The 21,755-nt window shown below is 65.4% G+C and carries 26 protein-coding genes; 21 read left to right on the forward strand and 5 right to left on the reverse strand.

The genetic code is table 11. From position 1 onward, the window contains the following. Positions 1–41: 41 nt before the first annotated feature. From LF41_RS07580 to LF41_RS07590, 3 genes are all read left to right on the forward strand, one after another. Positions 42–503, forward strand: coding sequence for a YybH family protein (locus LF41_RS07580; RefSeq protein WP_084073450.1), 462 nt, complete (start codon positions 42–44; stop codon positions 501–503). Between the two features lie 91 nt (positions 504–594). Beyond that, positions 595–2,433 (forward strand): HEAT repeat domain-containing protein, encoded by a 1,839-nt coding sequence (locus LF41_RS16115; protein ID WP_161786936.1) that lies wholly within the window; start codon positions 595–597, stop codon positions 2,431–2,433. A 142-nt stretch (positions 2,434–2,575) separates the two neighbouring features. Next, complete coding sequence (locus tag LF41_RS07590; protein WP_152599930.1) at positions 2,576–3,013, forward strand: hypothetical protein; 438 nt, start codon at positions 2,576–2,578, stop codon at positions 3,011–3,013. Here LF41_RS07590 and LF41_RS17365 read toward each other — a convergent pair. Both LF41_RS17365 and LF41_RS07595 read right to left on the reverse strand, forming a co-directional pair. Then, entirely contained in the window at positions 2,936–3,280 is a 345-nt protein-coding gene (locus LF41_RS17365) for a DUF1214 domain-containing protein (protein ID WP_202594025.1), read from the reverse strand. The genes LF41_RS07590 and LF41_RS17365 overlap by 78 nt on opposite strands. Before the next feature lie 44 nt (positions 3,281–3,324). Then, complete coding sequence (locus tag LF41_RS07595; protein WP_202594026.1) at positions 3,325–4,764, reverse strand: DUF1254 domain-containing protein; 1,440 nt, start codon at positions 4,762–4,764, stop codon at positions 3,325–3,327. Between the two features lie 152 nt (positions 4,765–4,916). Between LF41_RS07595 and LF41_RS07600 the strand changes: the two genes are divergently transcribed. From LF41_RS07600 to LF41_RS07630, 7 genes are all read left to right on the forward strand, one after another. Next, positions 4,917–5,747 carry a bestrophin-like domain gene (locus LF41_RS07600; RefSeq protein WP_036168144.1) on the forward strand — a complete coding sequence of 277 codons (831 nt, stop codon included), beginning with the start codon at positions 4,917–4,919 and terminating at the stop codon, positions 5,745–5,747. Positions 5,748–5,810: 63 nt separating this feature from the next. Next, a complete protein-coding gene (locus LF41_RS07605) occupies positions 5,811–7,316 on the forward strand; it encodes a serine hydrolase domain-containing protein (protein ID WP_272913781.1) in 1,506 nt (501 codons plus the stop codon). A gap of 203 nt (positions 7,317–7,519) precedes the next feature. Next, the gene (locus tag LF41_RS07610) at positions 7,520–7,789 is read left to right on the forward strand and encodes a membrane protein (protein WP_036168149.1); all 270 of its coding nucleotides are present in this window, start codon (positions 7,520–7,522) and stop codon (positions 7,787–7,789) included. A gap of 72 nt (positions 7,790–7,861) precedes the next feature. Beyond that, positions 7,862–8,539 carry a L,D-transpeptidase gene (locus LF41_RS07615; protein WP_036168152.1) on the forward strand — a complete coding sequence of 226 codons (678 nt, stop codon included), beginning with the start codon at positions 7,862–7,864 and terminating at the stop codon, positions 8,537–8,539. A 51-nt stretch (positions 8,540–8,590) separates the two neighbouring features. Then, entirely contained in the window at positions 8,591–9,157 is a 567-nt protein-coding gene (locus tag LF41_RS07620; RefSeq protein WP_036168155.1) for a hypothetical protein, read from the forward strand. Between the two features lie 161 nt (positions 9,158–9,318). After that, complete coding sequence (locus LF41_RS07625; protein ID WP_152599931.1) at positions 9,319–9,843, forward strand: hypothetical protein; 525 nt, start codon at positions 9,319–9,321, stop codon at positions 9,841–9,843. 60 nt (positions 9,844–9,903) lie between these two features. Further along, a complete protein-coding gene (locus LF41_RS07630) occupies positions 9,904–10,587 on the forward strand; it encodes a hypothetical protein (RefSeq protein ID WP_036168162.1) in 684 nt (227 codons plus the stop codon). A 249-nt stretch (positions 10,588–10,836) separates the two neighbouring features. Here LF41_RS07630 and LF41_RS07635 read toward each other — a convergent pair whose 3' ends face one another. Beyond that, on the reverse strand, positions 10,837–11,172 hold the full coding sequence (locus LF41_RS07635; protein WP_036168166.1) for a hypothetical protein: 336 nt from the start codon (positions 11,170–11,172) through the stop codon (positions 10,837–10,839). A 204-nt stretch (positions 11,173–11,376) separates the two neighbouring features. Here LF41_RS07635 and LF41_RS07640 point away from each other — a divergent pair, with 204 nt between their 5' ends. The 4 genes from LF41_RS07640 (at position 11,377) to LF41_RS07655 (ending at position 13,453) form a co-directional block, all read left to right on the forward strand. Further along, positions 11,377–11,670, forward strand: coding sequence for a hypothetical protein (locus tag LF41_RS07640; protein ID WP_152599932.1), 294 nt, complete (start codon positions 11,377–11,379; stop codon positions 11,668–11,670). After that, complete coding sequence (locus tag LF41_RS07645) at positions 11,663–11,965, forward strand: SH3 domain-containing protein (protein ID WP_152599933.1); 303 nt, start codon at positions 11,663–11,665, stop codon at positions 11,963–11,965. Before LF41_RS07640 ends, LF41_RS07645 begins: the two co-directional genes overlap by 8 nt. A 189-nt stretch (positions 11,966–12,154) precedes the next feature. After that, positions 12,155–12,973, forward strand: a complete 819-nt coding sequence (locus LF41_RS07650; RefSeq protein ID WP_152599934.1) for a hypothetical protein — start codon at positions 12,155–12,157, stop codon at positions 12,971–12,973. A 108-nt stretch (positions 12,974–13,081) separates the two neighbouring features. After that, entirely contained in the window at positions 13,082–13,453 is a 372-nt protein-coding gene (locus LF41_RS07655) for a YciI family protein (protein ID WP_036168178.1), read from the forward strand. 115 nt (positions 13,454–13,568) lie between these two features. Here the strand turns inward: LF41_RS07655 and LF41_RS07660 are convergent, their stop codons facing one another. Beyond that, positions 13,569–13,985: a putative signal transducing protein gene (locus LF41_RS07660; protein ID WP_052116228.1), complete on the reverse strand. Its 417-nt coding sequence runs from the start codon at positions 13,983–13,985 to the stop codon at positions 13,569–13,571. Positions 13,986–14,402: 417 nt separating this feature from the next. On the opposite strand from LF41_RS07660, the gene LF41_RS07665 reads away from it, so the two are divergent. Both LF41_RS07665 and LF41_RS07670 read left to right on the forward strand, forming a co-directional pair. Further along, positions 14,403–14,717, forward strand: a complete 315-nt coding sequence (locus tag LF41_RS07665; RefSeq protein WP_036168180.1) for a hypothetical protein — start codon at positions 14,403–14,405, stop codon at positions 14,715–14,717. 231 nt (positions 14,718–14,948) lie between these two features. Then, the gene (locus LF41_RS07670; protein ID WP_152599935.1) at positions 14,949–15,752 is read left to right on the forward strand and encodes a hypothetical protein; all 804 of its coding nucleotides are present in this window, start codon (positions 14,949–14,951) and stop codon (positions 15,750–15,752) included. Between the two features lie 22 nt (positions 15,753–15,774). Here the strand turns inward: LF41_RS07670 and LF41_RS07675 are convergent, their stop codons facing one another. Further along, on the reverse strand, positions 15,775–16,095 hold the full coding sequence (locus tag LF41_RS07675; protein ID WP_036168185.1) for a hypothetical protein: 321 nt from the start codon (positions 16,093–16,095) through the stop codon (positions 15,775–15,777). A gap of 251 nt (positions 16,096–16,346) precedes the next feature. Between LF41_RS07675 and LF41_RS07680 the strand changes: the two genes are divergently transcribed. The 5 genes from LF41_RS07680 (at position 16,347) to LF41_RS07700 (ending at position 21,754) form a co-directional block, all read left to right on the forward strand. Beyond that, positions 16,347–16,724 (forward strand): hypothetical protein, encoded by a 378-nt coding sequence (locus LF41_RS07680; protein ID WP_052116229.1) that lies wholly within the window; start codon positions 16,347–16,349, stop codon positions 16,722–16,724. A 7-nt stretch (positions 16,725–16,731) separates the two neighbouring features. After that, entirely contained in the window at positions 16,732–17,973 is a 1,242-nt protein-coding gene (locus LF41_RS07685; protein WP_036168187.1) for a lipoprotein-releasing ABC transporter permease subunit, read from the forward strand. After that, positions 17,966–18,658: a lipoprotein-releasing ABC transporter ATP-binding protein LolD gene (gene lolD / locus LF41_RS07690; RefSeq protein WP_036168188.1), complete on the forward strand. Its 693-nt coding sequence runs from the start codon at positions 17,966–17,968 to the stop codon at positions 18,656–18,658. The genes LF41_RS07685 and lolD overlap by 8 nt, the downstream gene beginning before the upstream one ends. Positions 18,659–18,779: 121 nt before the next feature. Beyond that, positions 18,780–21,071 (forward strand): DNA internalization-related competence protein ComEC/Rec2, encoded by a 2,292-nt coding sequence (locus tag LF41_RS07695; RefSeq protein ID WP_237577689.1) that lies wholly within the window; start codon positions 18,780–18,782, stop codon positions 21,069–21,071. 2 nt (positions 21,072–21,073) lie between these two features. Next, positions 21,074–21,754, forward strand: coding sequence for a MotA/TolQ/ExbB proton channel family protein (locus LF41_RS07700; RefSeq protein WP_036168530.1), 681 nt, complete (start codon positions 21,074–21,076; stop codon positions 21,752–21,754). Position 21,755 lies beyond the last annotated feature (1 nt).

The raw sequence follows: 21,755 nt of genomic DNA on the forward strand, positions 1-21,755 counted from the left end.
GCCCATTACGGGCCGGAGGCGGCCGCCACCTGGAGAAGCTCATGCGTGCACGAAACCGATTGGGCGCGGCGATGCTGGCGTGTGGCATGGCGCTGGCGACGAGCGTGTCGTTCGCCGCGGAGCCGGCGCCGGCCGGCGATTGCTGGCTGGCCGGATTCAAGGCCGGCGACGCCGACGCAGTGGCGGCCTGCTATGCCGAAGACGCGGTGCTGTGGCTTCCCGGTGCGGGCATGGCCAAGGGGCGCGCCGCGATCCGCGACGCGTACACGGGGTTCTTCAACGCCATGACGATCAAGGACGCGACACTGACGCCGATCGGCGGAGAAGAAATGGGCGACGTCCACGTGGCGTGGGGCACCTTTTCCATCAGCGTCGTCGACAAGGCTTCCAAGGCCGAGTCCGTGATGGTCGGCCGTTATACCGATGTCCAGCGGAAAGTCGATGGCCGTTGGCTCTACATCGCCGACCATGCGTCCGATGATCCACAGCCTGCCGGCAAGTAGCTGACCCCTAACGAGCCAAAGCGGACATTCGATCTGTCGACGCCGCCCTTTCTGCTTGGGGTAAAGTCGCCGGGGGACAGGGGGAATGCCGATGACGCGATCCGCACGCACGTTGCGACTCTGGCTCGCGCTCGCATGTCTGTTCCTCGCCGCGTCTGGCTTCGCATGGAAACCGCCTTCGCCACCTGAGCCGGCGACTTGCGGTTCCCTGGAGGCGTGCGTCACGGAGATGCGCGCATTCGTGGCTGCGAAAGACCCGCGCGAGGTGAAGCACTGGGACGCGGCCAAGGTGCTGGTCGCGCGCGTACTCACGTTCGACGGTGCGCAAGCGCGACTGGTGGCGTTGCTGGCCGATCCCGACCGGCGCATGGCCGACCTCGCATCGACGGGGCTCGTCGAGGGTCCTGCCGTCGACCCGCGCTTCCTGCCGCAACTCGTCGCAGGCCTGGATCGCAATCTGTACAACCTGCCGATCGCACTGGGCACGATCCACACGGATGAAGCCGCGCGACATCTCGTGCGCTACTACATGGCGTCGAATGCCCATTCCGGAGGTTCGGCGGCGGTTGGCGTGGGACGGGCCGGCGAACGCGCCGTCCCTTTCATCGTGGAGGCGACGCGCAACGCTCGTTGCTGCGATCACGCCGACGCCGACCGCTTGGTGGGGCTGGTCGACGAGATGGGTGAAACGGCGGCTGGCGCGGCGCCCGGCTTGGTGGTCATCGCACAAGACCCGTCGTCCTCCGACGTGTTGGCGGCCGATGCGATCGAGGTGCTGGCGGGCCTTGCGCGCCATGCGAACGCGATGGCGCCGCAATTGGTGGCATTGCGCGAGCAACGCCCCGCAATCGCCGATGCCATCGATTTCGCGCTGGTCGAGATCGGCGCGCCGAGCGGTGAGATCTTCTCCAGGCGACTGCGGGACAACCCCGATCAACGGGAGTGGCTGCTGCGGGAAATCGCACGCGCCGGGGCGGTCGCGCGCGCTGTCGGGCCGGATCTCGTGCCTCTGCTCGCCGACGCCGATCCGGAAATCCGGCTGCTCGCGGCCACCGCGATCGGCAGCATCGGTTACACGCAGGGCGCCGACGCGCTGGTGCCCCTGCTCGATGATCCGCGCGACGTGAAACTCAACTGGGCGGCCGCCGATGCATTGGGCCGCCTGCGCGCGACGCAGGCGATCCCGCCACTCGAACGCATCGCCGCGACGCACTGGTATCCCGACATCCGCGCGCTTGCGCAACGCGCCATCGCCGCGATCCGCACCGGCGCGCCGATGGACTCCGACACCGGTTGGGCGGGCGGCTACGACGCACTCGGCTTCGACGATCGATGCGGCGATTCGGATGTGCGCGTAGCCGAGCCGGGACGTCGCGACAAGCTGCGCAGCGGGCGCGACGACGCCGCGCTGAAAAAACTCGGGTACGTCGCGACTATCGTGGGTTACGGCGCGGCGGAGGGCACCGAGCCTGTCGACGGCGTCATCCACGTGACCGAGCAGAACATGGTGCGCAACGAAGAACATGTCGCCGAAGTGCCGCGGGTCGCGTTGCGCGTCGACGGCGGCTGGCTCGTCGGCGGCGACCGTGGCGAATGGGGCGGCGAGCTCCTCTTCATTAGCGACGACGGCGTCAAGCAGGCGATCTACGACGACAACATCCAGGGCCTCGGCCGCATCGGTGATCGCATCGTCGCTGCCGGCGGCATCGCGCACATGACACTCAACGACGGCACGCTGCTCGACGTGCGCCGCGGCAGCGACGGACGCTGGCAGGCGATCGCCTGGCGAGGACTTCCCGGCGCGCCGTGGGACCTGCTGCGCGTGGACGCCGATACCTCCCTCGTCCGCACCCAGAGCGGCGACGTGCTCGTCGATGCGGACGGCACGATGCGCCTTGCACCGTGTTTGAAGAAGAAGGTCGCGCAATGACGCATGCCGGTGGAGCGAGTCACATGCAACCCGCCGACTGCAGCGAGCGTGGTTCACGTTTCAGAGCGGGATTGCGCCGCCGTGTTCGACATCGCCGACGGATCGTCGACGGCCGCTCTTGGTCTGTCTTGCGAGGCGGATCATGCAACGCTTCGCGCCAAGCAGCTTCGGGACATGGCGAACCAACTTTGAAGCGTGTCGCGAACAACCTGATAGTAAAGCGGATGGGCCAAGCCTCGTGACCCACGCTGATGCAATTAAACAGGCCGCATGGCGATTGTTTGTCGCGCTTCGCATTGGCTGCATCGTGGCGACCGCAACGGGCGTTGCCCTTCTCATCCTTGGCAAGGATGTCGGGATATTCGTCGTGATGGGCGGGCTACTGCTCGGGTACGCATCGGCGTTCCGAAACTGCGTCAGTTGCGGAAAACACGTGGGCTGGGGTAGGCAAGTGGGGGTTTGGTTTTGCCATTCCCTTTTTGCGCAGTTGTGCGCACTGTGGTCACCCGGTGCGCAAGCCATGAGGGCGTTCCGCTTCTGGCCGATAGCGGACATTGGCCCGGAACTCAAACTCGTTTGACGGCCGGCGGCTTCCAGGATCCGCCGGTGATGCCTTCTTATCCCCAGTACGCGCGAATGTAAAGCGAGAACGTCCCTCGGGGAGCGGGCAGCCAGTTGGATCCCCGTCCTGGCCCGGCGATGCCCCGCCCACGTACAACGTCAACGATCCATCGGCGTTGCGCTTCAGATTCTTGTTCTTGGTGCCGAGCGAATAATGATTCAGTGCGTTCGGATGGAACAGGTGCTTGTCGTTGTAGAGCGTCCGGCAGCGTGAGTGCCGATGCATTCTGTGGGGCAGACATGGGGTCACCTCGAGGTCGCGGCGGTCGTCTACTTCTTCTCCTTGACCAAGTCGTCAGGTTTCCACGACTGGTCGAAGAACTCGACGCCGGTGCCATACAGCCGAACCGCCGCGAGGAAATGGCGATCCGGCACCGTCTGTATCCAATTGGTGCCCGATGCGGCACGAGGCTTCGTCGGTCCGAACCAAAGGTCGATTGAGCCGTCGTCGTTGATGGACACCGACTTGTCGAGACTGTTGATCGACGGTAGCAACTGTGGAGCGGAGGTCATGGTCCCGTCGGTGATGTTGTAGGCGGTGACCGCCCAGAACAGCGAGGCCGGCGGGTTCGGCGGCAAGTGCAGGCGATAGGTGTTGCCGCCGTCGAGGAACTCGCCCTTCGCGTCCTGGGTGGCGAAGGGATACTTGGAACCGGCGCCCAACGTGCGCATCACCATCGCCGAGGCGGACGAGAACGCGATCTGGAAGTAGCAGGCGCGTTGGTTGATGTCGAGGTAGTCCTCCTGCAGCCACTCCGACGTGCCTGACGCCCACGTGTTCTGATATTGGCGATCCTCGTAGTACCGCTCGCGCTTGTCGGGTCGGCCCAGCTGCCGCATCGCCATGATCATCCGCGGTGCAGTCAGGACTGCCTTCAGCAGCAAATCCTTCTGCGTCTTGTCAGGCTTGAATGGCGCACCTTTTCGAATGCCGATCGATGCCAGTACGCCGCTGGTCTCTGGCGGAATGGCGGATGCAGGCTCGTAATCGACGAACGCCTTCAACTTCGTCCAGAACGCCATGTCGACGGGATACATCATGTCGACGTTCTTGCCAGAGCCGTTCGGGAACTTCATCGGCTTGACGGTCTTCTCGGTCTCCCACAACGGGTACACGCGCGTCTGTTCCGCGGTCTTGACCGCTTGCTTCATTTCCGGGCCGTTCGCGCCTGGCGACATGATGGTGCGGAAGAACAACAGCACTTGGTAGGTCGAAGACGTGAACGCGAAATAGCCCTGGGGCACGGGGCCGTCGTAATCGGGTGGCAGCAGCAGATACAACCCGCCTCTCGCGCGATCCGGACCGATCAGGCCCACGTCGGTCAACGTGCGCTGGAAGAAGTCCGTGAACATGCCGATGATATTGGGCGGCGCGGCGACGACCAGCGGCCCATGCTGTTTCAGGTCCAGGTAACTCATCGAGTAGATGACGTCGGCGTTTGGCGTCGGCACCCAACAGCGACTGTCCATCCTGTCCTTCCAGATCGGCAGGATGTTGTATCCGCCGCCGAAGGCAGCTTCCGATCCGTCGCGCATACCGATGGTGTTGAGGACCGGCAGCATCGACATGTAGGCGTGAATTGCACGCTGGAAAAACAGCTCATCCAGCAGCGCACTCGCTTCCTTCTGATCGAGCCAGCGACCGTTGTTGATCTGTTCGACCAACGGAGCGGCCGCACCGGCCTTGCGGGATTGCGTTGCCTTGCTCATCGGTAAATCCACTAGGCGGTCCCGGTGCATCATGTCGAGCGGGGCATATCACCCGAATCAGTGGTTTCTGCAATTTCCCGCCAGTAGAAGTACGCAGGTTCCGGTCGCTTTGCCTTGAGAGTATGTGGCGACGGGATATTCGAAGCGATGCGATGAACGTATCCGGATTCGGCGGCTGGCTCGAGGCCACGCCGTTGTGGCTGATCGCGGCGTGCCTCATCGCGGCGATGTCGGTGTCGCGCGTCGTTGGCATCGCACTCCGCCGGCGCTGGAAGCAAGGCGTTGCATCCGATGGTTCCAAGTCGGACGGCGAAGAAGGTTTCATGCTGTCCTCCGTCGTCGGCTTGCTCGCGTTGCTGGTCGGGTTCACGTTCGCGCTGGCCGTGGATCGTTTCGAAACGCGGCGCTCGCTGGTTTTGGAGGAGGCGAATGCGATCGGCACGGCCTACCTGCGGACGCAACTGTTGGAGGAGCCTCATCGATCGCGCATCAGCCGGCTCTTGGTCGACTACACGGACAATCGTCTGGAGCTTGCGCGGCTTCCCAATGCCGAAGCGCGGCCATTGATGGCGCGCAATGACCGCATGACGACTGAACTATGGGTTGCGACCGTCGCGGCCTGGCCCACGATTCGCGGGATGGATTTCTCGTCGTCCTACATCGACTCGATGAATTCCGTCATCGATCTCGGCGAATCGCGGAAGATCTCGCGCCTGGCCAAGGTTCCCTACGAGGTTTACGGGGTGTTGTTCGTCTATCTCATTGCCGCGTCGGGGCTGGTGGGGTTCACGCGCGAGAGCCGTCGCGAACGCTGGTCGACGACATTCCTGTTCCTCTTGTTCACCCTCGCGCTCGGGCTGATCATCGACATTGACAGGCCGATTGATGGCGCGATCCATGAATCGCAAAAACCCATGGAGGACTTGCGGGCTTCGCTTCGTGCGACGCCGCCGGCGGTATTCCATCCTCGTCCGGATCGATAAGTCGTTTAAACGCCGAACCGCTTTGCGGCATCCAATGGACTCGTTTGCGCGAGTGCGATGTCCATGAATGCAGCCCGCCAGGTTCGATTGCTTTGCCTGCTCTTGGGCGCCGCATTGCTAGCGGTGTCCCCATTCACCGCCATCGCGGCGACACCGGATCCATACGCTGCGATCAAGGCGGACATTGGTCGCGAGATCGCCGCAGGGCGTCTTACGGGTGTTTCGATCGCGGTCGTGAAGGACGGTCGCATCGTCCACGAAGACGGCTTCGGCTGGGCCGATCGCGAAGCACGCACGCCGGCGACGCCGCACAGCGCGTTCTCGATCGCCTCGTCCACGAAGCCCTTTACGACGACCGCACTGATGGTCCTGGCGGCCGACGGCAAAGTGGATCTTGACCGACCGGCAAACGATTACCTGGGCGAAAAACTCGTCGATGCCGACGGCCCCGCGCGCGAAGCCACGCTGCGCCGCATCGCCACGCATTCGGCGGGACTGCCGACCTTCTTCGCGATGTATCCCGAAGACGGCCCCGCGCGGCAGCCGAGCATTGCAACGTTGATCGGTGAGTACGGCCATCTGATCGCGCCGGTCGGCGAGCGCTATGAGTACTCGAATCTCGGCATGGGCCTGTTGGCCGAGGTCGTCGCGCGCCAGTCGCAACAGGAATACGGCGCCTTCCTGCAATCGCGGGTGCTCGTGCCGCTGGGCATGCGGAACAGCTTCTTCGACACCGATCTGGCGCGCCGCAAGGAGATGGCCGCGCGCTATGCAGACGATGGCAAACGGCTTCCGTTCTATCTCACGGCGACGCCTGGTTCGGGCGAGCTCTATGCCAGCGCACACGACATGGCGCGGTTCGCGATGCTGCACCTGGGCGGCCAGGGCTTGCCGCGCTCGGCGATGATCCTCGATCAGGCGCGTCTCGCGGAACTGCATCGTCCGCAAACCTTCGTCGCCCCGCATTTCCACTACGGCATGGGATGGCAGATCCACGACGCCCCCGGCCGCGCGCCGGTGCTGTACCACGGCGGCGGCCAGTCGGGGGTCAAGGCGGAATTCGTGCTGGTGCCGTCGGCAAACGTCGCCGTGATCGTGCTCAGCAACCAGCGCGGACCCTCGAACTTCATCAATGACGTGCGCGATCGGCTGTTGAAGACGGTCGTACCCGATTGGTCGACCCTCCCACCGCCGCCGGCGGTGCAGCCGATCCCGTTGAAGGGAATCGCGGCCTACCGCGGGCGGTGGATGGGGACGCTACTCGCGCAGGGCAAGCACGTGCCCGTCGTGCTCGCCATCGCGGAAGACGGCACGGGGACGTTGTCGGTGGGCGAGGGGCCCGCCCGGAAGATCGACGATCTCGGCCTGGTCGACGGCGTGCTCTCGGGCGACAGCCACGGCAACGTCGACAGCCCCGATATCCGCCGCGAAGGCCTGGAGCAACTTTCGCTCGGCCTCAAGCTGCGCGGGGACACGATCGACGGCGAAATCGTCGCGTGGACCAAGTCATCGGAACACATGGCGATGTATCCGTTCTGGACGGTGCTCAAGCGCGCGCCCCGGCCTTGATTGCGCATCGCACGCCGTAGCCTGAAGGGCCGGTACGGCTGAGCTTGCTCTCAATCCCCCTCGCGTCGGCGTGGAGAACAATGAATTCAAGCCGCTCTCGCGGTTTGCCGGATCATCTTCACGGCCCACGAACGTATTCCAGCGTCAACTGAATTGGCTCGGGAAAGAAGGCCGACCAATCTCCCAGACGAAGGAGCACAGGAATGTTCACGACCAAGCATCATCTGAGAACGGCACGTATGTTCGGCGTGGCGCTCGTCGCCGCCCTCGGTCTTGCCAGCTGCGCCACGTACGACGACGAGTTCGCGACAATCAATTCGCGCCTCGATCAACTCGACACGAAGGTGCAGGGCGCGGCCGCGAGCGCTGAATCCGCCAATCAATCCGCGCAGCAGGCCAACCAACGGCTGGATCAATTGGAAGGCCGCGTCCAGAAGCTCGAAACGGCACCGCCCCGCAAACCGCGCGGTTAGTCTTTTCCAAGGAGCCGTCCTATTCGCACGTGCATTCACCCTGCGATCCGGGCCGCTTGTGGCGCGCTGACGTTGGCGCTGGCGTTCGCCAGCGTCGGCGTGGCCCGCGCCGGGGATGACGTCGCGCAACCCGCGGCCGCCGTCGACCAGCTGCCGCAGGGCCAGAAAGTCTCCGACACGGTGATCCAGCTCGCGGGCTGGGTCGTCGCCAGCGGCGACAGCCAAGGCTATCCGTTCGCGATCATGGACAAGGCCGCTGCACAGATCCTGGTGTTCGGCGGCGACGGCCGGCTTCGCGGCGCGGCATCTGCGCTCTTCGGCTCGGCGGTCGGCGACCACGTGGCCCCCGGCATCGCGGGTCTCGCGCTTCGCGAGATCCCCGGCCGGGATCGCACGACGCCTGCCGGTCGCTTCGTGGGCGGCTTTGGCCCGTCCACCGATGCGGGGCGCGTGCTATGGGTGGACTACGATTCCGCAGTCTCCATCCACCCCACCGCGACAGGCGTGCCGGCCGAGAGACGCCCCCAACGTCTTGCATCGCCTTCGCCGGACGACAACCGCATCACGCATGGCTGCATCAACGTCGCGCCCGATTTTTACGAGCAGGTCATGAGTCCGACGTTCGAGCGCGGCGGGGTGTTCTACATCTTGCCGGATGAGGCGACGCTGGCGGAGACTTTCCCGGACTTCGCGCAGAGTCGCGCGAATGCCGAATCTGATGACGGAAGCGCGCCGCCCGACCAGCAGTGAAGGGCGTAGCGCGGATCGCGCGTCGCGGGCCGAACCGGCGAGAATGCCGCGATGACACATCAAGACGAACCGGAAACCCGACGCGCGGCGCTCGCAGCCAAACGCGACGCGCTGTACGCCCAGCAGGCGCAACGCACGGCGCGGCAGCGGCATGCGGAGGAGGTTGCGGACTTCCATCGTTACCACGGTGCTGCGTTGGAAGCGGCAGGCGCGCGCTTCGAATTGCTCTGGGACACCGACACGCGTCGAGGGCCGCTGACGCGATATCCGATCGGGTTCGCGAGCGTGCATTGGTCGCTGGTGCCGCATGCCGTCGTCGAGCACGGTGCCACCCAGGCGCATCTCGCCGAATTGCTTGAGCGGGCGCTGCATGCACTGCGCGTCGCGCCCGCGTCCACCGTGATCGTCGACTGGGGTGTGTCCCGCATGCCGCGTGTCGTGCTGTCTTCCGCCGATGCATGCACGCATGCGATCGCGTTGATGCGCGGCGGATCGGACATGTGGGTCTATGCGGAAGAGGGGGCGTGGCTCGTCGAAGTGCATCACGATGACCGGGTGACGTATGCCGATCGGCCTGGTCTGCCCGAGCACGCGGGGGAGGGTTGGCGACAAGGGTGAGTGGGATTCACCCGGAGCGGACACATCGACATCCGACCCAGGTGTCGGCGAAACATTCGCCGACGCGAGGGACAGGGTCGTCGCCTACAATCGCACTGCCGCCGGTTTTCGGCGCGCTCGAATATCTGCTTCCAACCGGGGGACGGCGCATGATCCGATGGGTGCTGGCGTTGCTGCTGACGTGCGCGATCACGCCGACGCACGCGGAGGAAGGCCTCGTTGATTCAGTCCTGCGCATCCATTGCGACGCGACGCACTCGCGTCTGCTGTTGACCGCGGCTCCGTCGCCGGCCGATCGGGGCTCCGACATGGCGGTGGAGCGCATCGATGTCGGCAACTTGATCAAGGTCAGCGAAGAAGACACACATGGCGATATCCGTCGGCTCGGTACCGGGACGGTGGGCAGGACCTGCGGACGCGTGTCGATCAAGATTTCCGGCGGCTTCTACAACTCGAATCCGCAGGGCGAGATGGGCGCGGCATCGGACGTTCCCGTCGTCGATATCTTCGACGGCGACGAGCACCTCGCGGGTCCGCTGGCGATCGGGACGTGCGCTACCCGCGGCCGTTACGAGGTCATCGCGGAGTGCCCGGCGAATTGGGCGAAGCGAGTGGAAGTGTTCGAAAGTCAGGGCAGCGTCGTGGTGTACCTGGTCCACGAATACGAAGAGTATCGCCGGCCCTGAACGTGACGGACCATCGGTAGCGGAATATGCACTGAGGGGAACCAGTCGGTGGACCAAAGAATGACCGTCGGATTGAGACTCACCAAAGCCATTGCGCCCTTCGCCGAGGCGTCAGGTTTTCGCTACATCAGCAAACGGGGCACCTTTGTCCGCAAAGAGACTCATGGGTTCAGCGAATTCCTGTTGATGACGTACCCAACTGTTGTCGACGGCGCGCTCGGACAGCATTACGAATTGGCGGCTGGCGTTCGCCACGATGTCGTGGAGCAAGTGGTCAATCAACTTGGCCTCGTCTACGGAAGCGAGTATCAAAGCGCGACCACGACGGTCCTCACGTCGCCTGACCGGTTCCCTTTGACACCTGGAAATCAGTACACGTGGTTTTTGCCAAACGCAGCGTCCGAGCGAGATGTACAAGACGTCGCCGGCGCCGTCGCAAGCTGCCTCACAGCCGAACTGTTGTCCTACTTCGCACGGTATGCGTCGTTGCAGGAGTGCTCGACCGGCCTGAACTCGAGCCCCGAATCTCGCTCCCACCCCCTGTACAACAAACCGGAGCCGAGGATGTATCGCGCCATCACCGCTGCCCACCTTTGTGGCGAGGCCAACTTCGGCACGTTGGTGGAGGGGTGGTTGAAGGCGTATCCAATGACAGTGCCATCGAATGAGCAAGCCAACGTTCGAGATCGCCTGCCAAGACTCCTGAGCATTCTCGGCGTATTCCTGACTCCGAAAAGTGAATGACCAGGTAACCGCTTTCGACCCAACGCGGACAAAGGATTGCCAGCGCGGGGAACACTGAGGGAGATGCCTGATCAAAGCGTCCGCCATGGGCCGAAAGCTACCGCTGGCCGACTGACGAGGTTCGCTTCTGGCCGAAAGCGGACTACAGGCTAAGCGCGGCTGCAGAGTTGCTCATGGACGCTCTTGCCGACGCGGGGAATTCAAACGGCCTCCACGTGCTGTATTCGGATCGCGCCAGCCTCCACCCACCTAAAGGCGTTCCCTCTCAATTTGTTTGCTTCTGGCCGAAGCCCGCATCTCGCCGACGACGATCGCAATCGTCGTCGCCAACGAGCCAACGGTAGTCACCGCTGTCCCGTAGAAGAAGATGAAAACAGGCAGCCCTTGGTAGCCCGGGCGCTTCACCCAGATCTGGGTAAAGGCATCGATGAATGCAATGACCAATCCGAGCAGGCAGACCAAACCCAGGCTGCCGAAGATCTTTGCCACGTGGTCGACGCGCCGGGTCCCACCGTAGCCGACACTCAACGCGGCACAGTTGGTGAGCGCAATGAGAACAATCACGACAACAATGGCAAGCCCCACGACGCCTCCCCCGAGTGCGTGACACCTCCATGCTACGCCGATTGCATCCGCTCGCGGCGAATGGGATCGTTGCGCGCAAACCGGTCGGGGCAGGGGACTATGCGAGCGTTGGTAGCAGGCATCATCGTCGTCATCGCGGGTTGCTCCAGCGGACGCATGCCGCCGGCGGATCGTTGGCACACGCTGGCGGCGGAAGGGCATCGCATGACGTCGACCGTCGAAGGCATGGCGTGGGAGCGGCGCATGCTTCCGGTCCATAACGGCTTCTGGGCGGACGTCATCCGCACTTGCGCCGCGGAGCCGATGGAAGCGGGTATCGAGAGTTTCCAGGCCGTCGCGGTCATCGACGGATCGGGGATCGTCAAGGAGTACTTGATCAACCCGAGTGCCCCGCACCTCGCATGCTTTTCCCGCGAGATGGTCGGCCGGCAGTATCCAGCGCCGCCGAGCGCGCCGTTCTACGAGGTTTACACCATCAGCTTGGTTCGCCGTGACTGAGAACCGCCGTCGCCGTTTTGTGGTCCTCACCCTGGTCTTGCTTGCTGCCTGCACGCCGGAGACGGCATCGAAGGTCATGCTCGCAACACCGGTCTACGAGACGGAGGTGGAGGCCGCGTATGCGGGTGCGATCAACCGCCCCGAGCCGCGCCCGATTGCGGCGTTGCGCCAGGGCGAAACCGTTCGCGTCGTCGACGACGCGCATGGAAAGGACTATTGGGTTTGCCGCGTCCGGAAGGCCGACGGACAAACGGGTTGGGTGCCTTGTCTGTCGCTGGATTTTCGCGCCCGATGAGTGACTGCTTCTGGCCGAAAGCGGACACCGAAGGCCTTCGACGTCGCAGCGGAGAGTGATTCGCCTTCGACCCAAAGCGGTCATTCGGTAAGCTCGGCTCGCAGTGTCCCAAAGGGGAAGGACATGGTCGAAAGCAAGGCGGCACGGAACGTCACGGAGCTGGGCACCTATGCGTTCCTCGGGCCACTCGTGGGCCTGCTCGCGATGGTCGCGATGGAGGGCCAGCACTCGCTCCTGAATCCGGCCGCCTGGGGAGCCGCGGTCGTGCTGACGATCTTCCTTGCGCCCCTCGCTTTTGTCGTCGGCGTGATTCCGGCGTTGCTGGCCGGGTTGGTGGCGCTTGGATGGGAAGCGCGATGGCCCACGCGATCTGCGTGGCGGCGCTTGTTGCGCGATGTGAGCGCCGGGCTGGTCGGTGGCGCACCCTGGTTGTTTTCCCACCCGCGCGAAACTCTACTAGGCGTGCACCCCATGGTGACCTTCTGCGTCATCGCGGCCGTCGTGTGTGGGCACGTGAACCATCGGCGGCGCGTCGTACGCACGTTGCCCGTCGGTCGCGCGCGCATCGATTGGAAGCGCTTGGCCGGTACGATCCTGCTGTTCGTGCTCCTCGCACCCCTGGTCGGATATCTGTCGCTGACGGTTATCGACCATGCGCTGCGGCAGCAAGCGTTCACTTCACGCGATGCCATGGGACTGATCTTTGGCATGCCGCTCGCCTATTTTGTCGGCAGCGTCGCCGCGATCGCGACGGCCCTTTCCACGCACGTGCTGGATGTGCGTTGGCCCAAGCGGCCCGTCTGGTCGGCGATGCTGTTCGACGCCGGCTTTGGTGCGACGACGATGGCGTGCGCAGCCGTGTCGCTGATGCACAACAAGGGCCAGCGAATGATGTTGCTCGCGGTCGTCGCCGGCGCAATCGCGGCAGTCGTCTGCGGGTTGCTGAATCGGATGTCGGAAGTTCCATCGCGCTCAAGAAGGGGGGCGCTGGTCAACCATACGAGCTAGCAGGCTTCATTTTGGGCCTCGTCGAGCCAGCGCAAATATTTTCTTCTCACTTGTCGATTTCCTCCCACCAGGTTCGTCGTTACTTGAGATCCCACCCACGGAGTTCCCATGAAGTACCTCGGACTGGCTTACTTCACCCCCGATAAATTCGCCGCGATGTCACCAGACGACGTCAAGGCATTGGTGGGCCAATGCCCGGCACTGGACGAGAAGATGCGCGCCACCGGCAAGGTCCTGGTTTCCGCGTCGCTTGGCGATCTGGAAGGCTGGAGGACGCTACGCCCGCGCAGCGGCAGGACGCAGGTCAGTGATGGGCCTTACACCGAGTCCAAAGAAGTAGTGGGAGGCTTGTTCATCATCGAAGCGGACGATCCCGACGAGGCGCTGCGCGTCGCATCCATGCACCCGGCCGCCAAGTTGGGGGAAGAAGGTGGATGGGCGGTCGAACTGATCCCTCTGGACTTCTATCTGGGCCGGTGACCAGTAGCGACCCATGGCGGACACTGCTGGGAAGCGGACTTTAGCTCGTCGCTCGTTTGGCGATCAGGCATGACCCAACTCGCCAACGCGAATACGAAGGTGTTCATTTGGGATTTCAGTCCCCGAACTCCCATGTGTGGTTGCATGCGTTGCAGCGCATGCCGGTTGCGCGCGTAGGGAAGGTCGCGCTCCACAGCGCGAGCATCACCACCAGAACTTTCTGGGAAACGGGGACCACGTCGCGAAGGTCCGCACTGCCGCATCGCGCGCACTTGAGCGGCGCCAATCCCGTTTCCGCGCGGAGGTCGTCTTCCAACGCGCCGGAGGCGCAATCACGGAGAATCTCACGCGCTTCATCCACCCGCGATGCCGGGACCTGAAGCGCGGTGCCGCCGAAGGCATACGACAATGGAAAGACGGCGATCGCGTGCGCATCGTTGGTTACGAAGGCGAGGATCCCCTCAGCCTCCAGCCGCCCACGCAATACGTGGGCTTCCCATGGGTTGAGATAACGGCCGATGGTGATCAACATGGGAGCATGCTGCGCGACTCCCGGGGGTTGATCAAGCGGCTCGGTTGTCTGCCCCGCCTCCCCTTGTCCCCGTGGTCGGCGGAGTCAACGCGCGCATCCGGCATCTTCGGCCTTCGCGTCGCGAATGTTTGCTTCTGGTCGAAAAGCATTCGTCACCGGGTGACCGCTAACGAACCAAAGTAGACATCACGCAAGCTCGCCGATAGGGACTTGCTGGACCGAATCAGGTTTCCTACGATTTGATGCATGCAAACGTAACGCAAGCTTGCGATGTGGGCCGGCCTGAGTATCGGAGCACTGATGGCCGCGCTCGGCATCTGGAAAGCGTTTGAGGACGCGACCCGCGGCGACTAGGCTGGCCTACCGGGCTGGGGCCGGAAGAACTCCTTCCGTAGACGAAGCTATGACAGGGACCGCATGCCAGTTCTTCTTTTGTTTGCAACCCTCTTCGTCCTTTCGATCGCCGATACGGCGATCCGCTTTACGCTCTACCGTCGGCTTAGGGAGCGGCACCCCGCAAAGTACGATGCGATGGACCGGCCTTCCATCTTCTGGATTCGCTTCTCTTCGGCCTGGGCTCTGCTGTGGTTTCTCGTGGTCCGCGAGCACACTTTGCTTAGGGACCGCACGACCACGCATCTCGCCGACGTCCTCCTCGCACTTCGTGTAGCCACCGTGTTTGCTGCGTCAGGGTTGGCGATCGCGATCGCGGCCGCACATCAGTCTGCGTAAGGTTATTGTCCGTCTTTGGCCGAAGGCGAACAGCATCCACCGCGATACAAACGAGACGGAGGCGGCCGTGCGACTCGCAACGTTCTGAAGTCGCGATTGCCTAGCGTTCGGTGATGGCGGATCGCTGCCATTGCTCACCGGGTGACCGCTCCTGATCCGAAGCCGTCATCGACACCTGCCGACCTTCGGTATGATCTTTCGATGCGCCCTCTCGCAACGATTGCATCGATCGTGCTCGCCCTCTCGCTCGCCGCATTGGCGTGGTGGACGTGGGGCGCCTCCCATGTGCGCGCGAAGTCGGCTCCGCTTTCCCCACCGAGCGAGGTAGCAGATGCCGCAGCGCCCACACCGAGCGCAGCGCGTGGCGCATCGTCGAACCCGCGTGTGCGGGTCGATGGGCTGGGTGATCCGAATCTGCATTTGCTGACGACGCTGCGGCGCGCCGTGGCCGAGCGCGGGCCTGACGATCTCGTCGTCGCCGAAATGAACGTCGAGGGGTTGAACGCCTGCCTGATCGTGCGCGACATCCCCGCTGACGATTTCCGCCGCAAGTCGCCGCGTCATGCGTGGGCGATCGATTACGTCGAGCGCGCGTGCGTGGATTTCGCCGTCCAGGGGACGAAGGTGGGGGAGATCCCCGCGCTGCGGGACTTCCGAACACTCCGGAAGGCGGATCCGGACGCAGCTACCGCGCAGGCGCTCGACATCCTGCGCGAGTCGGGCTCGCGCACCCAGATCCGCGCGGCGCTGAACCATCTTTCCGATGTGAAAAGATACCCGCTGGAAGTCGATCCGTCCCTGGATCCGATGGAGCGGATGTTCGCGTCGGAGTACGCCATGATTCCCGTGGTCTGCGGGGCGACCAACGACTGTGGGTCTACTGCGCTTGCCGCCGCGACGCTGTGCATGAGCGATGGCTGCCTGCCCGGGACGACGTACGAGCAAGCGCTACGGCGCCGCTTGTCTCCGCGTGAGTACGAGAGCGCGATCCGCATGCGCGCTTCGTTGTTGGCCTTGCGCGCCGGGCAGCGCTAGCTGGGGGCGCGCGCTGATGGCTTCAGCGGTGCATCAACGCATACGCGAGGAACACCAGCACCGGCCCGGCCAGTGACAGGAACGCCAGGCCGATGAGGCCTTGCGTGCGCTTGGTCGGTTCGTCGAAGCCGGCCTTCGCCAGGCGATACAGGCCCACGCAGGCCACTGCTTGCATGATCAACGTGAGCGGGTAGGCGAAGAGCGCGATCGCGAACAACGTGCCACCACCTTCGGTTTCCGGGTGCGCGGCGAACAGTACGCGCGCGGCGAAGCCGGTGAGCGCGGCCATCGCCAGCGCGGAGGCGGCGAGGAGGTATTGGGGCCAGCGGGGAGAGAGGCGCATCGGGGGATTGTATTCCCACTCCATGCAACGGTTCCGGCCATGGCAAGGCGAGGCTCACGAGACTACGGCCCTCCTCGGAAGTGAGGGTTTCCTCACATTGCAACGCGGCAATCGCTGACGGTGCGCCCGGGACGGGTGCGATAGGCTCGACCTTCCTGGATCGACATGGATCGTCGCCGATGCCCGAAGCAATCTCGCGTGCGTGTCCGGCGTGTCGCGTCGCATGGCGGCCATCGCGCTGGGTTGTCGGCGTGTTGCCGCTGCTCGGCATCGGCGGCGCGTTCGGTGTGTTCGCGTCCGGGCTGCCCACAGGCGTACAGCTTCCGCTCGCGGTCTGTGCGGTGCTCTGGAGCCTCGTCGGAGCCTGGCGGGAACATCGGCGCCCGCCGCGGGTCTTCATGGTCCGTTCCGACCAAAGCGCCATCCTCGACGACATGCCCCTGCACGATCACCACGTCCACTGGCGCGGGCCGCTCGCGTTCCTGCGCGCCCGCGATGGAGACGGACGCGTCCACCGGCTGGCTTTCTGGCCCGACGTCCTCGGCGCACGCGGGCGGCGCGCCTTGCGCCTCTCCAGCCCATCGCTGACGGGCCCTCTCGCCGCGCAACCCCACGGGATGCGAGGATAGGGGACTCATGTTCAAACCCATTCCTGTCGCCATCGGCCTGCGCTACCTCCGCGCCAAGCGCCGCAACGGTTTCATTTCCTTCATTTCGCTGGCCTCGATCCTCGGGATCGCGCTGGGCGTGACCGCGCTCATCACCACGCTGGCGGTGATGAGCGGCTTCCAGCGCGAAATCCGTGATCGCATGCTGCAAATGGCCGCGCATGCCACGGTCAGCGGCTACGGCGACCCGCTGACCGATTGGCCGCATGCGGTGCAACTGGCGATGCAGGACAAGCGCGTCGCCGGCGCCGCGCCGTACATCGAAACGCAGGGCCTGCTGCGCAGTGCGCGCAACCAGCCGGCCATCGTGCGCGGCATCGTGCCGGACCAGGAAAAGCATGTGTCCGTGCTGGGCGAGAAGATGGTCGTCGGCACCATCGATTCGTTGCAGCCGGGCAGCTTCAACATCGTGCTGGGGCGCGAGCTGGCGTTGTGGCTCGGCGTCAACGTCGGCGACCAGGTCGTGCTGACCACGGACCTGCAGGCGACGCCGATGGGCGCGATGCCGCAGTTCAAGCGTTTCAAGGTGAGCGGGCTGTTCGAGGCGGGTTACAACGAATTCGACAAGGGCCTGGCGGTCGTGAACCTGCAGGACGCGCAACGCCTGATGCGCATGGGTAACGGGGTCACGGGCGTGCGGCTGCGCTTGCACGACATGGACAAGGCGTTCGACGTCGCGCGCGACCTCGCGCTCAAGTTGCCGGGGCCTTACAGCGTCAGCGACTGGACGCGCGAGAACGCCAACATGTTCCGCGCGCTGAAGATGGAGAAGACGGTGATGGCGATCCTGCTGTCGCTGCTCATCGCCATGGGCGCCTTCAACCTGGTGTCTTCGCAGGTGATGCTGGTGACCGACAAGCAGGCCGACATCGCGATCCTGCGCACCCTGGGCCTCACGCCGCGCGGCGTGATGCAGGTCTTCATGGTGCAGGGCACGCTGATCGGCATCATCGGCACGGTGATGGGCGTGATCGGCGGCGTCCTGTTGACCCTCAACCTCGACCACATCCTCAATGGCCTGGAGCGGGTGCTCGGCGTGCAGTTGCTGCCCGAAGACGTCTATTACATCACCGGGTTGCCCACCGAATTGAAGGCCGACGACGTCACGATCATCGCGCTCGTCGCACTCGGCATGGCGTTCCTCGCCACCCTGTATCCCGCGTGGCGCGCCGCGCGCACTGCACCGGCGGAGGCGCTGCGCTATGAGTGAAGCATTGCGCGCGGAAGGCCTGGCGAAGACCTACGCCGAAGGCAGCCTCAAGACGCACGTCTTCCACGACCTGCAGTTGTCGGTGGCGGAAGGCGAGACGGTCGCGATCCTCGGTGCGTCGGGCGCCGGCAAGAGCACGTTGCTGCATCTGCTCGGCGGGCTCGATGTGCCGACCGCGGGCGAAGTGTGGGTGGCGGGCCAACGCATGAGCGACCTGTCCGACGCCGAGCGCGGGCGCCTGCGCAATCGCGCGCTCGGGTTCGTCTACCAGTTCCATCACTTGCTGCCCGAATTCACCGCGCTCGAGAACGTCATGCTGCCGGTGCTGCTCAACGGCACGCCGATCCCGGAAGCGCGGCAGCGCGCAAAGGACCTGCTTGAATCCGTCGGGCTCGGGCATCGCATCGAACACAAGCCGGGCGAGCTCTCCGGCGGCGAGCGCCAGCGCACCGCCGTCGCGCGCGCACTGGTGAACAAACCTGCGTGCGTGCTGGGCGACGAGCCCACGGGCAATCTCGATGAGAAGACCGCCGCGCATGTCTTCGCGCAAATGCTCGATCTCAACCGCGCGCAGCGCACCAGCCTGGTGTTGGTGACGCACGACCGCTCGCTCGCACGCCGCCTCGACCGCGTGCTCGAACTCCACGACGGCAAGCTCAGGGAGCTGGCGCCCAGCGAGGTGTGACATGCGCGAAGCGGCACGGACGCCGCGGGAAGATCGGACCAGGACGATCGGGATCACGGCGGGGGCGGTCGCCTTCGTCGGCGGCGCCATGGCGGCGTTGTGGCTGCCAACTATGCTGCCGATGTGGGGTTGCATCGCGATAGCGGTTGTCGCGCTCGCGATCGCCGTCATTTCCGCGAAGGCGGGGATCCACGCCCGCGCAACGCAACTCATGGCCATCGTCGCATTCGGCTTCGCCCTGGCCGCTTTGCACGCGAACCACGCGATGTCGATCCGCCTTCCCGCATCGCTCGAAGGCCAGGACACCCGCATCCGCGGTCGCGTCGTCGATCTTCCCGATCGCGAAGCGCGCCGCGTGCAATTCCTGATCCGTGTCGATGACGACGCATCGCAAACCGACGCCCTCCGCGGTCGCCTGCTTCGCATCGCGTGGTACGACGGCGGCCAGTCGCGATCGCCATCCGTCTACGCCGGCAGCCGTTGGGAATTCGACGCGCGCCTGCGTGCACCCCGCGGCCTGCGCAATCCAGGGTGGTTCGACGCCGAGCGCCACGCACTCGCGAATCGCCTGGCCGCGACGGGATACGTGCGCAACGCTGCAAGCGCGCGCGAAATCGCACACCCCGCCGGTCTCCAGGCATGGCGCGCCGACGTGGCAAGCCGCATCGATGCGGCCATCGACGCGCCGGTCGCGCGTTTCATCCGCGCCCTCGCACTGGGCGATACGCGCGGCCTCGATGACGACGATTGGGCGACGCTCCGCGCCACCGGGCTGACGCACCTCATCGCGATCTCCGGTTTCCATGTCGGCCTGGTCGCCGGGTTCTTCGCGCTGCTCGCCTCGCTGCCCTGGCGTCTCCTACCGTCCCTTGCGTTGCGCGTGCCACGCCCGATCGCGATGGCGGTCGCCGCCGTCATCGGCGCCCTCCTGTACACGGCGGTCGCCGGGTTCGCGCTGCCGACCGTGCGCACGACGCTGATGATCGCCGTCGTGGCCGCGGTGCGCTGTGCGCGCCGCGCGCAATCGTCGTTCGCTGCGTTGTCGCTCGCCGTCGTCGCGATGGTGTTGGTCGATCCGCTGTCGCTGCTCGGCGCAGGCTTCTGGCTGAGCGTCTGCGGGGTCGCGTGGCTTCTGTGGTGCCTGCCGAACGCCGACGGGGGCGTGCTGCGCGCGTTCGCATCGGCGCAAGCGGTCGCGACCATCGGTCTGTTGCCACTCACCGTCGCGTTGTTCGGACAAGCCTCCCTTGCAGGGCCGGTCTCGAACCTCGTCGCGATTCCCTGGTGGAGTCTCGTCGTCGTTCCGCTCGCGCTGATCGGCACCGCGCTGGATGCGCTGCACGCCGGCCTCGGTGTGCGGCCATGGCGGATCGCGGGCCATGCATTCGATGCCACGTGGCCTGCATTCGTCGTCATCGGCGACAGCCCGTTCGCATTCGCATGGCTCCCCGAGGCGCGCTGGTATGCGCTGCCGTTCGCGGCATTCGCCGCGCTCTGGGTTCTCCTTCCGCGCGGCGTTCCGGGCAAACCACTCGCCATGCTCCTGTGGTTGCCGCTGTTGTGGCCCGCGCGCGATCTTCCTCCGCACGGCGCATTCCGCATCGACGTGCTGGATGTGGGGCAGGGGCTCTCCGCGCTCGTGCGCACCGCGTCGCACGCCGTGCTCTTCGACATGGGCCCCGCCTCGCATGACGGTTACGACGCCGGAGAGCGCGCCGTCGTCCCCGCGTTGCGCGCGCTCGGCGTGCGCGCGCTGGATGTCGCGATCGTCAGCCACGCCGACAGCGACCACGCCGGTGGTTGGAACGCGGTGCGCAACGCGATGACGATCGATGACAGTCACGCACCCGAGGGCAGTCCGTCGCCGGTCGCCTCGCGGTGCATCGCAGGGCGCACATGGCAACGCGACGGCGTGCGCTTCCGGTACCTGCATCCCACCGAACATTTTCCCTACCTTGGCAACGATGCCGGTTGCGTCCTGCGCATCGACGGCGCGCACGGCGCGGCGTTGCTCACCGGCGACATCGGCGAAGTCGTCGAGCGCGCGCTGGTCCGTCGCGACCCGGCGGCATTGCGCGCCGACGTCGTCCTGGTTCCCCATCACGGCAGCGAAGGCTCTTCCGATCCGGCGTTCATCGCGGCCACGCAGGCCCGCGTCGCGCTCGTCGCCACGGGCGCCGGCAATCGCTTCGGACACCCGCGCGCCGAGGTCGTCGCGCGGTGGTGCAGGGCGGGCGCCCGCGTCTTCGACACGGCAGGCGGCGGCGCGTTGCGTGTGGATGTGGGGTTGAACGGCGTGAATACGGCCGCACGTCGCGAAACCCACGCTCGGCTTTGGGACGCAGCGCGCCGGTCCGGCCGGATGGCTGGGCTATGCTATCGGCGGAATGACGGGCCTGGCCCGGAGGAGTGAACGTGCTGGAACTGGTGCGCGCGGGCGGTTGGCCGATGATCCCGCTGTTGCTGCTGTCCGTGATCGCCCTGGCGATCATCGTCGAGCGTTTCTGGAGCCTGCGGCGCAAGGTGGTCCTGCCGCCGGGCCTCGGTCCGGAAGTCCGGGCCTGGGCGGGCAAGGGGCGCCTGGATCCGGCCCACATCGATTCGCTGCGCCGCAACTCGCCGCTCGGCGCGTTGCTGGCGGCCGTGCTCGACGTCCGCCATCGCCCCCGCGAGGAGATCCGCGAGCGCACCGAGGACGTGGGCCGCCACGAGGTCCATCGCATGGAGCGCTACCTCAACACGCTCGGCACCATCGCCGCCGCGGGCCCGCTGCTCGGCCTGTTCGGCACCGTGGTGGGCATGATCCAGATGTTCCTCGGCATCCTCGACCAGGGCATCGGCGACGTGAACCAGCTCGCCGGCGGCATCGGCAAGGCGCTGGTGTGCACGGCGGCCGGCATGATCGTCGCCATCCCGGCGCTGGCGTTCCATCGCTATTTCCGTGGCCGCATCGCCGCGTACATCGTGGACATGGAACACGAGGCCTTCCAGTTGATGGATGCGCTGGACCCGCGCGCCGCCGCCGCCCAGCGCGCCGCCGCCGCGCAGCCGCCGGCCGGTGCGCCGCCCGTCCGCGCGGGCGCCAGCGTCGACTGAC

This window comes from Lysobacter dokdonensis DS-58 (assembly GCF_000770795.1).
In the GTDB taxonomy this organism is placed as follows: domain Bacteria; phylum Pseudomonadota; class Gammaproteobacteria; order Xanthomonadales; family Xanthomonadaceae; genus Noviluteimonas; species Noviluteimonas dokdonensis.

What these genes read in the sequence shown, in the direction of transcription:
- LF41_RS07580 (WP_084073450.1), top strand. Translation starts at nt 42, where the DNA reads ATGCGTGCACGAAACCGATTGGGCGCGGCGATGCTGGCGTGTGGCATG.
- LF41_RS16115 (WP_161786936.1), top strand. Translation starts at nt 595, where the DNA reads ATGACGCGATCCGCACGCACGTTGCGACTCTGGCTCGCGCTCGCATGT.
- LF41_RS07590 (WP_152599930.1), top strand. Translation starts at nt 2,576, where the DNA reads ATGCAACGCTTCGCGCCAAGCAGCTTCGGGACATGGCGAACCAACTTT.
- LF41_RS17365 (WP_202594025.1), bottom strand. Translation starts at nt 3,280, where the DNA reads ATGCATCGGCACTCACGCTGCCGGACGCTCTACAACGACAAGCACCTG.
- LF41_RS07595 (WP_202594026.1), bottom strand. Translation starts at nt 4,764, where the DNA reads ATGAGCAAGGCAACGCAATCCCGCAAGGCCGGTGCGGCCGCTCCGTTG.
- LF41_RS07600 (WP_036168144.1), top strand. Translation starts at nt 4,917, where the DNA reads ATGAACGTATCCGGATTCGGCGGCTGGCTCGAGGCCACGCCGTTGTGG.
- LF41_RS07605 (WP_272913781.1), top strand. Translation starts at nt 5,811, where the DNA reads ATGAATGCAGCCCGCCAGGTTCGATTGCTTTGCCTGCTCTTGGGCGCC.
- LF41_RS07610 (WP_036168149.1), top strand. Translation starts at nt 7,520, where the DNA reads ATGTTCACGACCAAGCATCATCTGAGAACGGCACGTATGTTCGGCGTG.
- LF41_RS07620 (WP_036168155.1), top strand. Translation starts at nt 8,591, where the DNA reads ATGACACATCAAGACGAACCGGAAACCCGACGCGCGGCGCTCGCAGCC.
- LF41_RS07630 (WP_036168162.1), top strand. Translation starts at nt 9,904, where the DNA reads ATGACCGTCGGATTGAGACTCACCAAAGCCATTGCGCCCTTCGCCGAG.
- LF41_RS07640 (WP_152599932.1), top strand. Translation starts at nt 11,377, where the DNA reads ATGACGTCGACCGTCGAAGGCATGGCGTGGGAGCGGCGCATGCTTCCG.
- LF41_RS07655 (WP_036168178.1), top strand. Translation starts at nt 13,082, where the DNA reads ATGAAGTACCTCGGACTGGCTTACTTCACCCCCGATAAATTCGCCGCG.
- LF41_RS07660 (WP_052116228.1), bottom strand. Translation starts at nt 13,985, where the DNA reads ATGTTGATCACCATCGGCCGTTATCTCAACCCATGGGAAGCCCACGTA.
- LF41_RS07665 (WP_036168180.1), top strand. Translation starts at nt 14,403, where the DNA reads ATGCCAGTTCTTCTTTTGTTTGCAACCCTCTTCGTCCTTTCGATCGCC.
- LF41_RS07675 (WP_036168185.1), bottom strand. Translation starts at nt 16,095, where the DNA reads ATGCGCCTCTCTCCCCGCTGGCCCCAATACCTCCTCGCCGCCTCCGCG.
- LF41_RS07685 (WP_036168187.1), top strand. Translation starts at nt 16,732, where the DNA reads ATGTTCAAACCCATTCCTGTCGCCATCGGCCTGCGCTACCTCCGCGCC.
- lolD (WP_036168188.1), top strand. Translation starts at nt 17,966, where the DNA reads ATGAGTGAAGCATTGCGCGCGGAAGGCCTGGCGAAGACCTACGCCGAA.
- LF41_RS07695 (WP_237577689.1), top strand. Translation starts at nt 18,780, where the DNA reads ATGTGGGGTTGCATCGCGATAGCGGTTGTCGCGCTCGCGATCGCCGTC.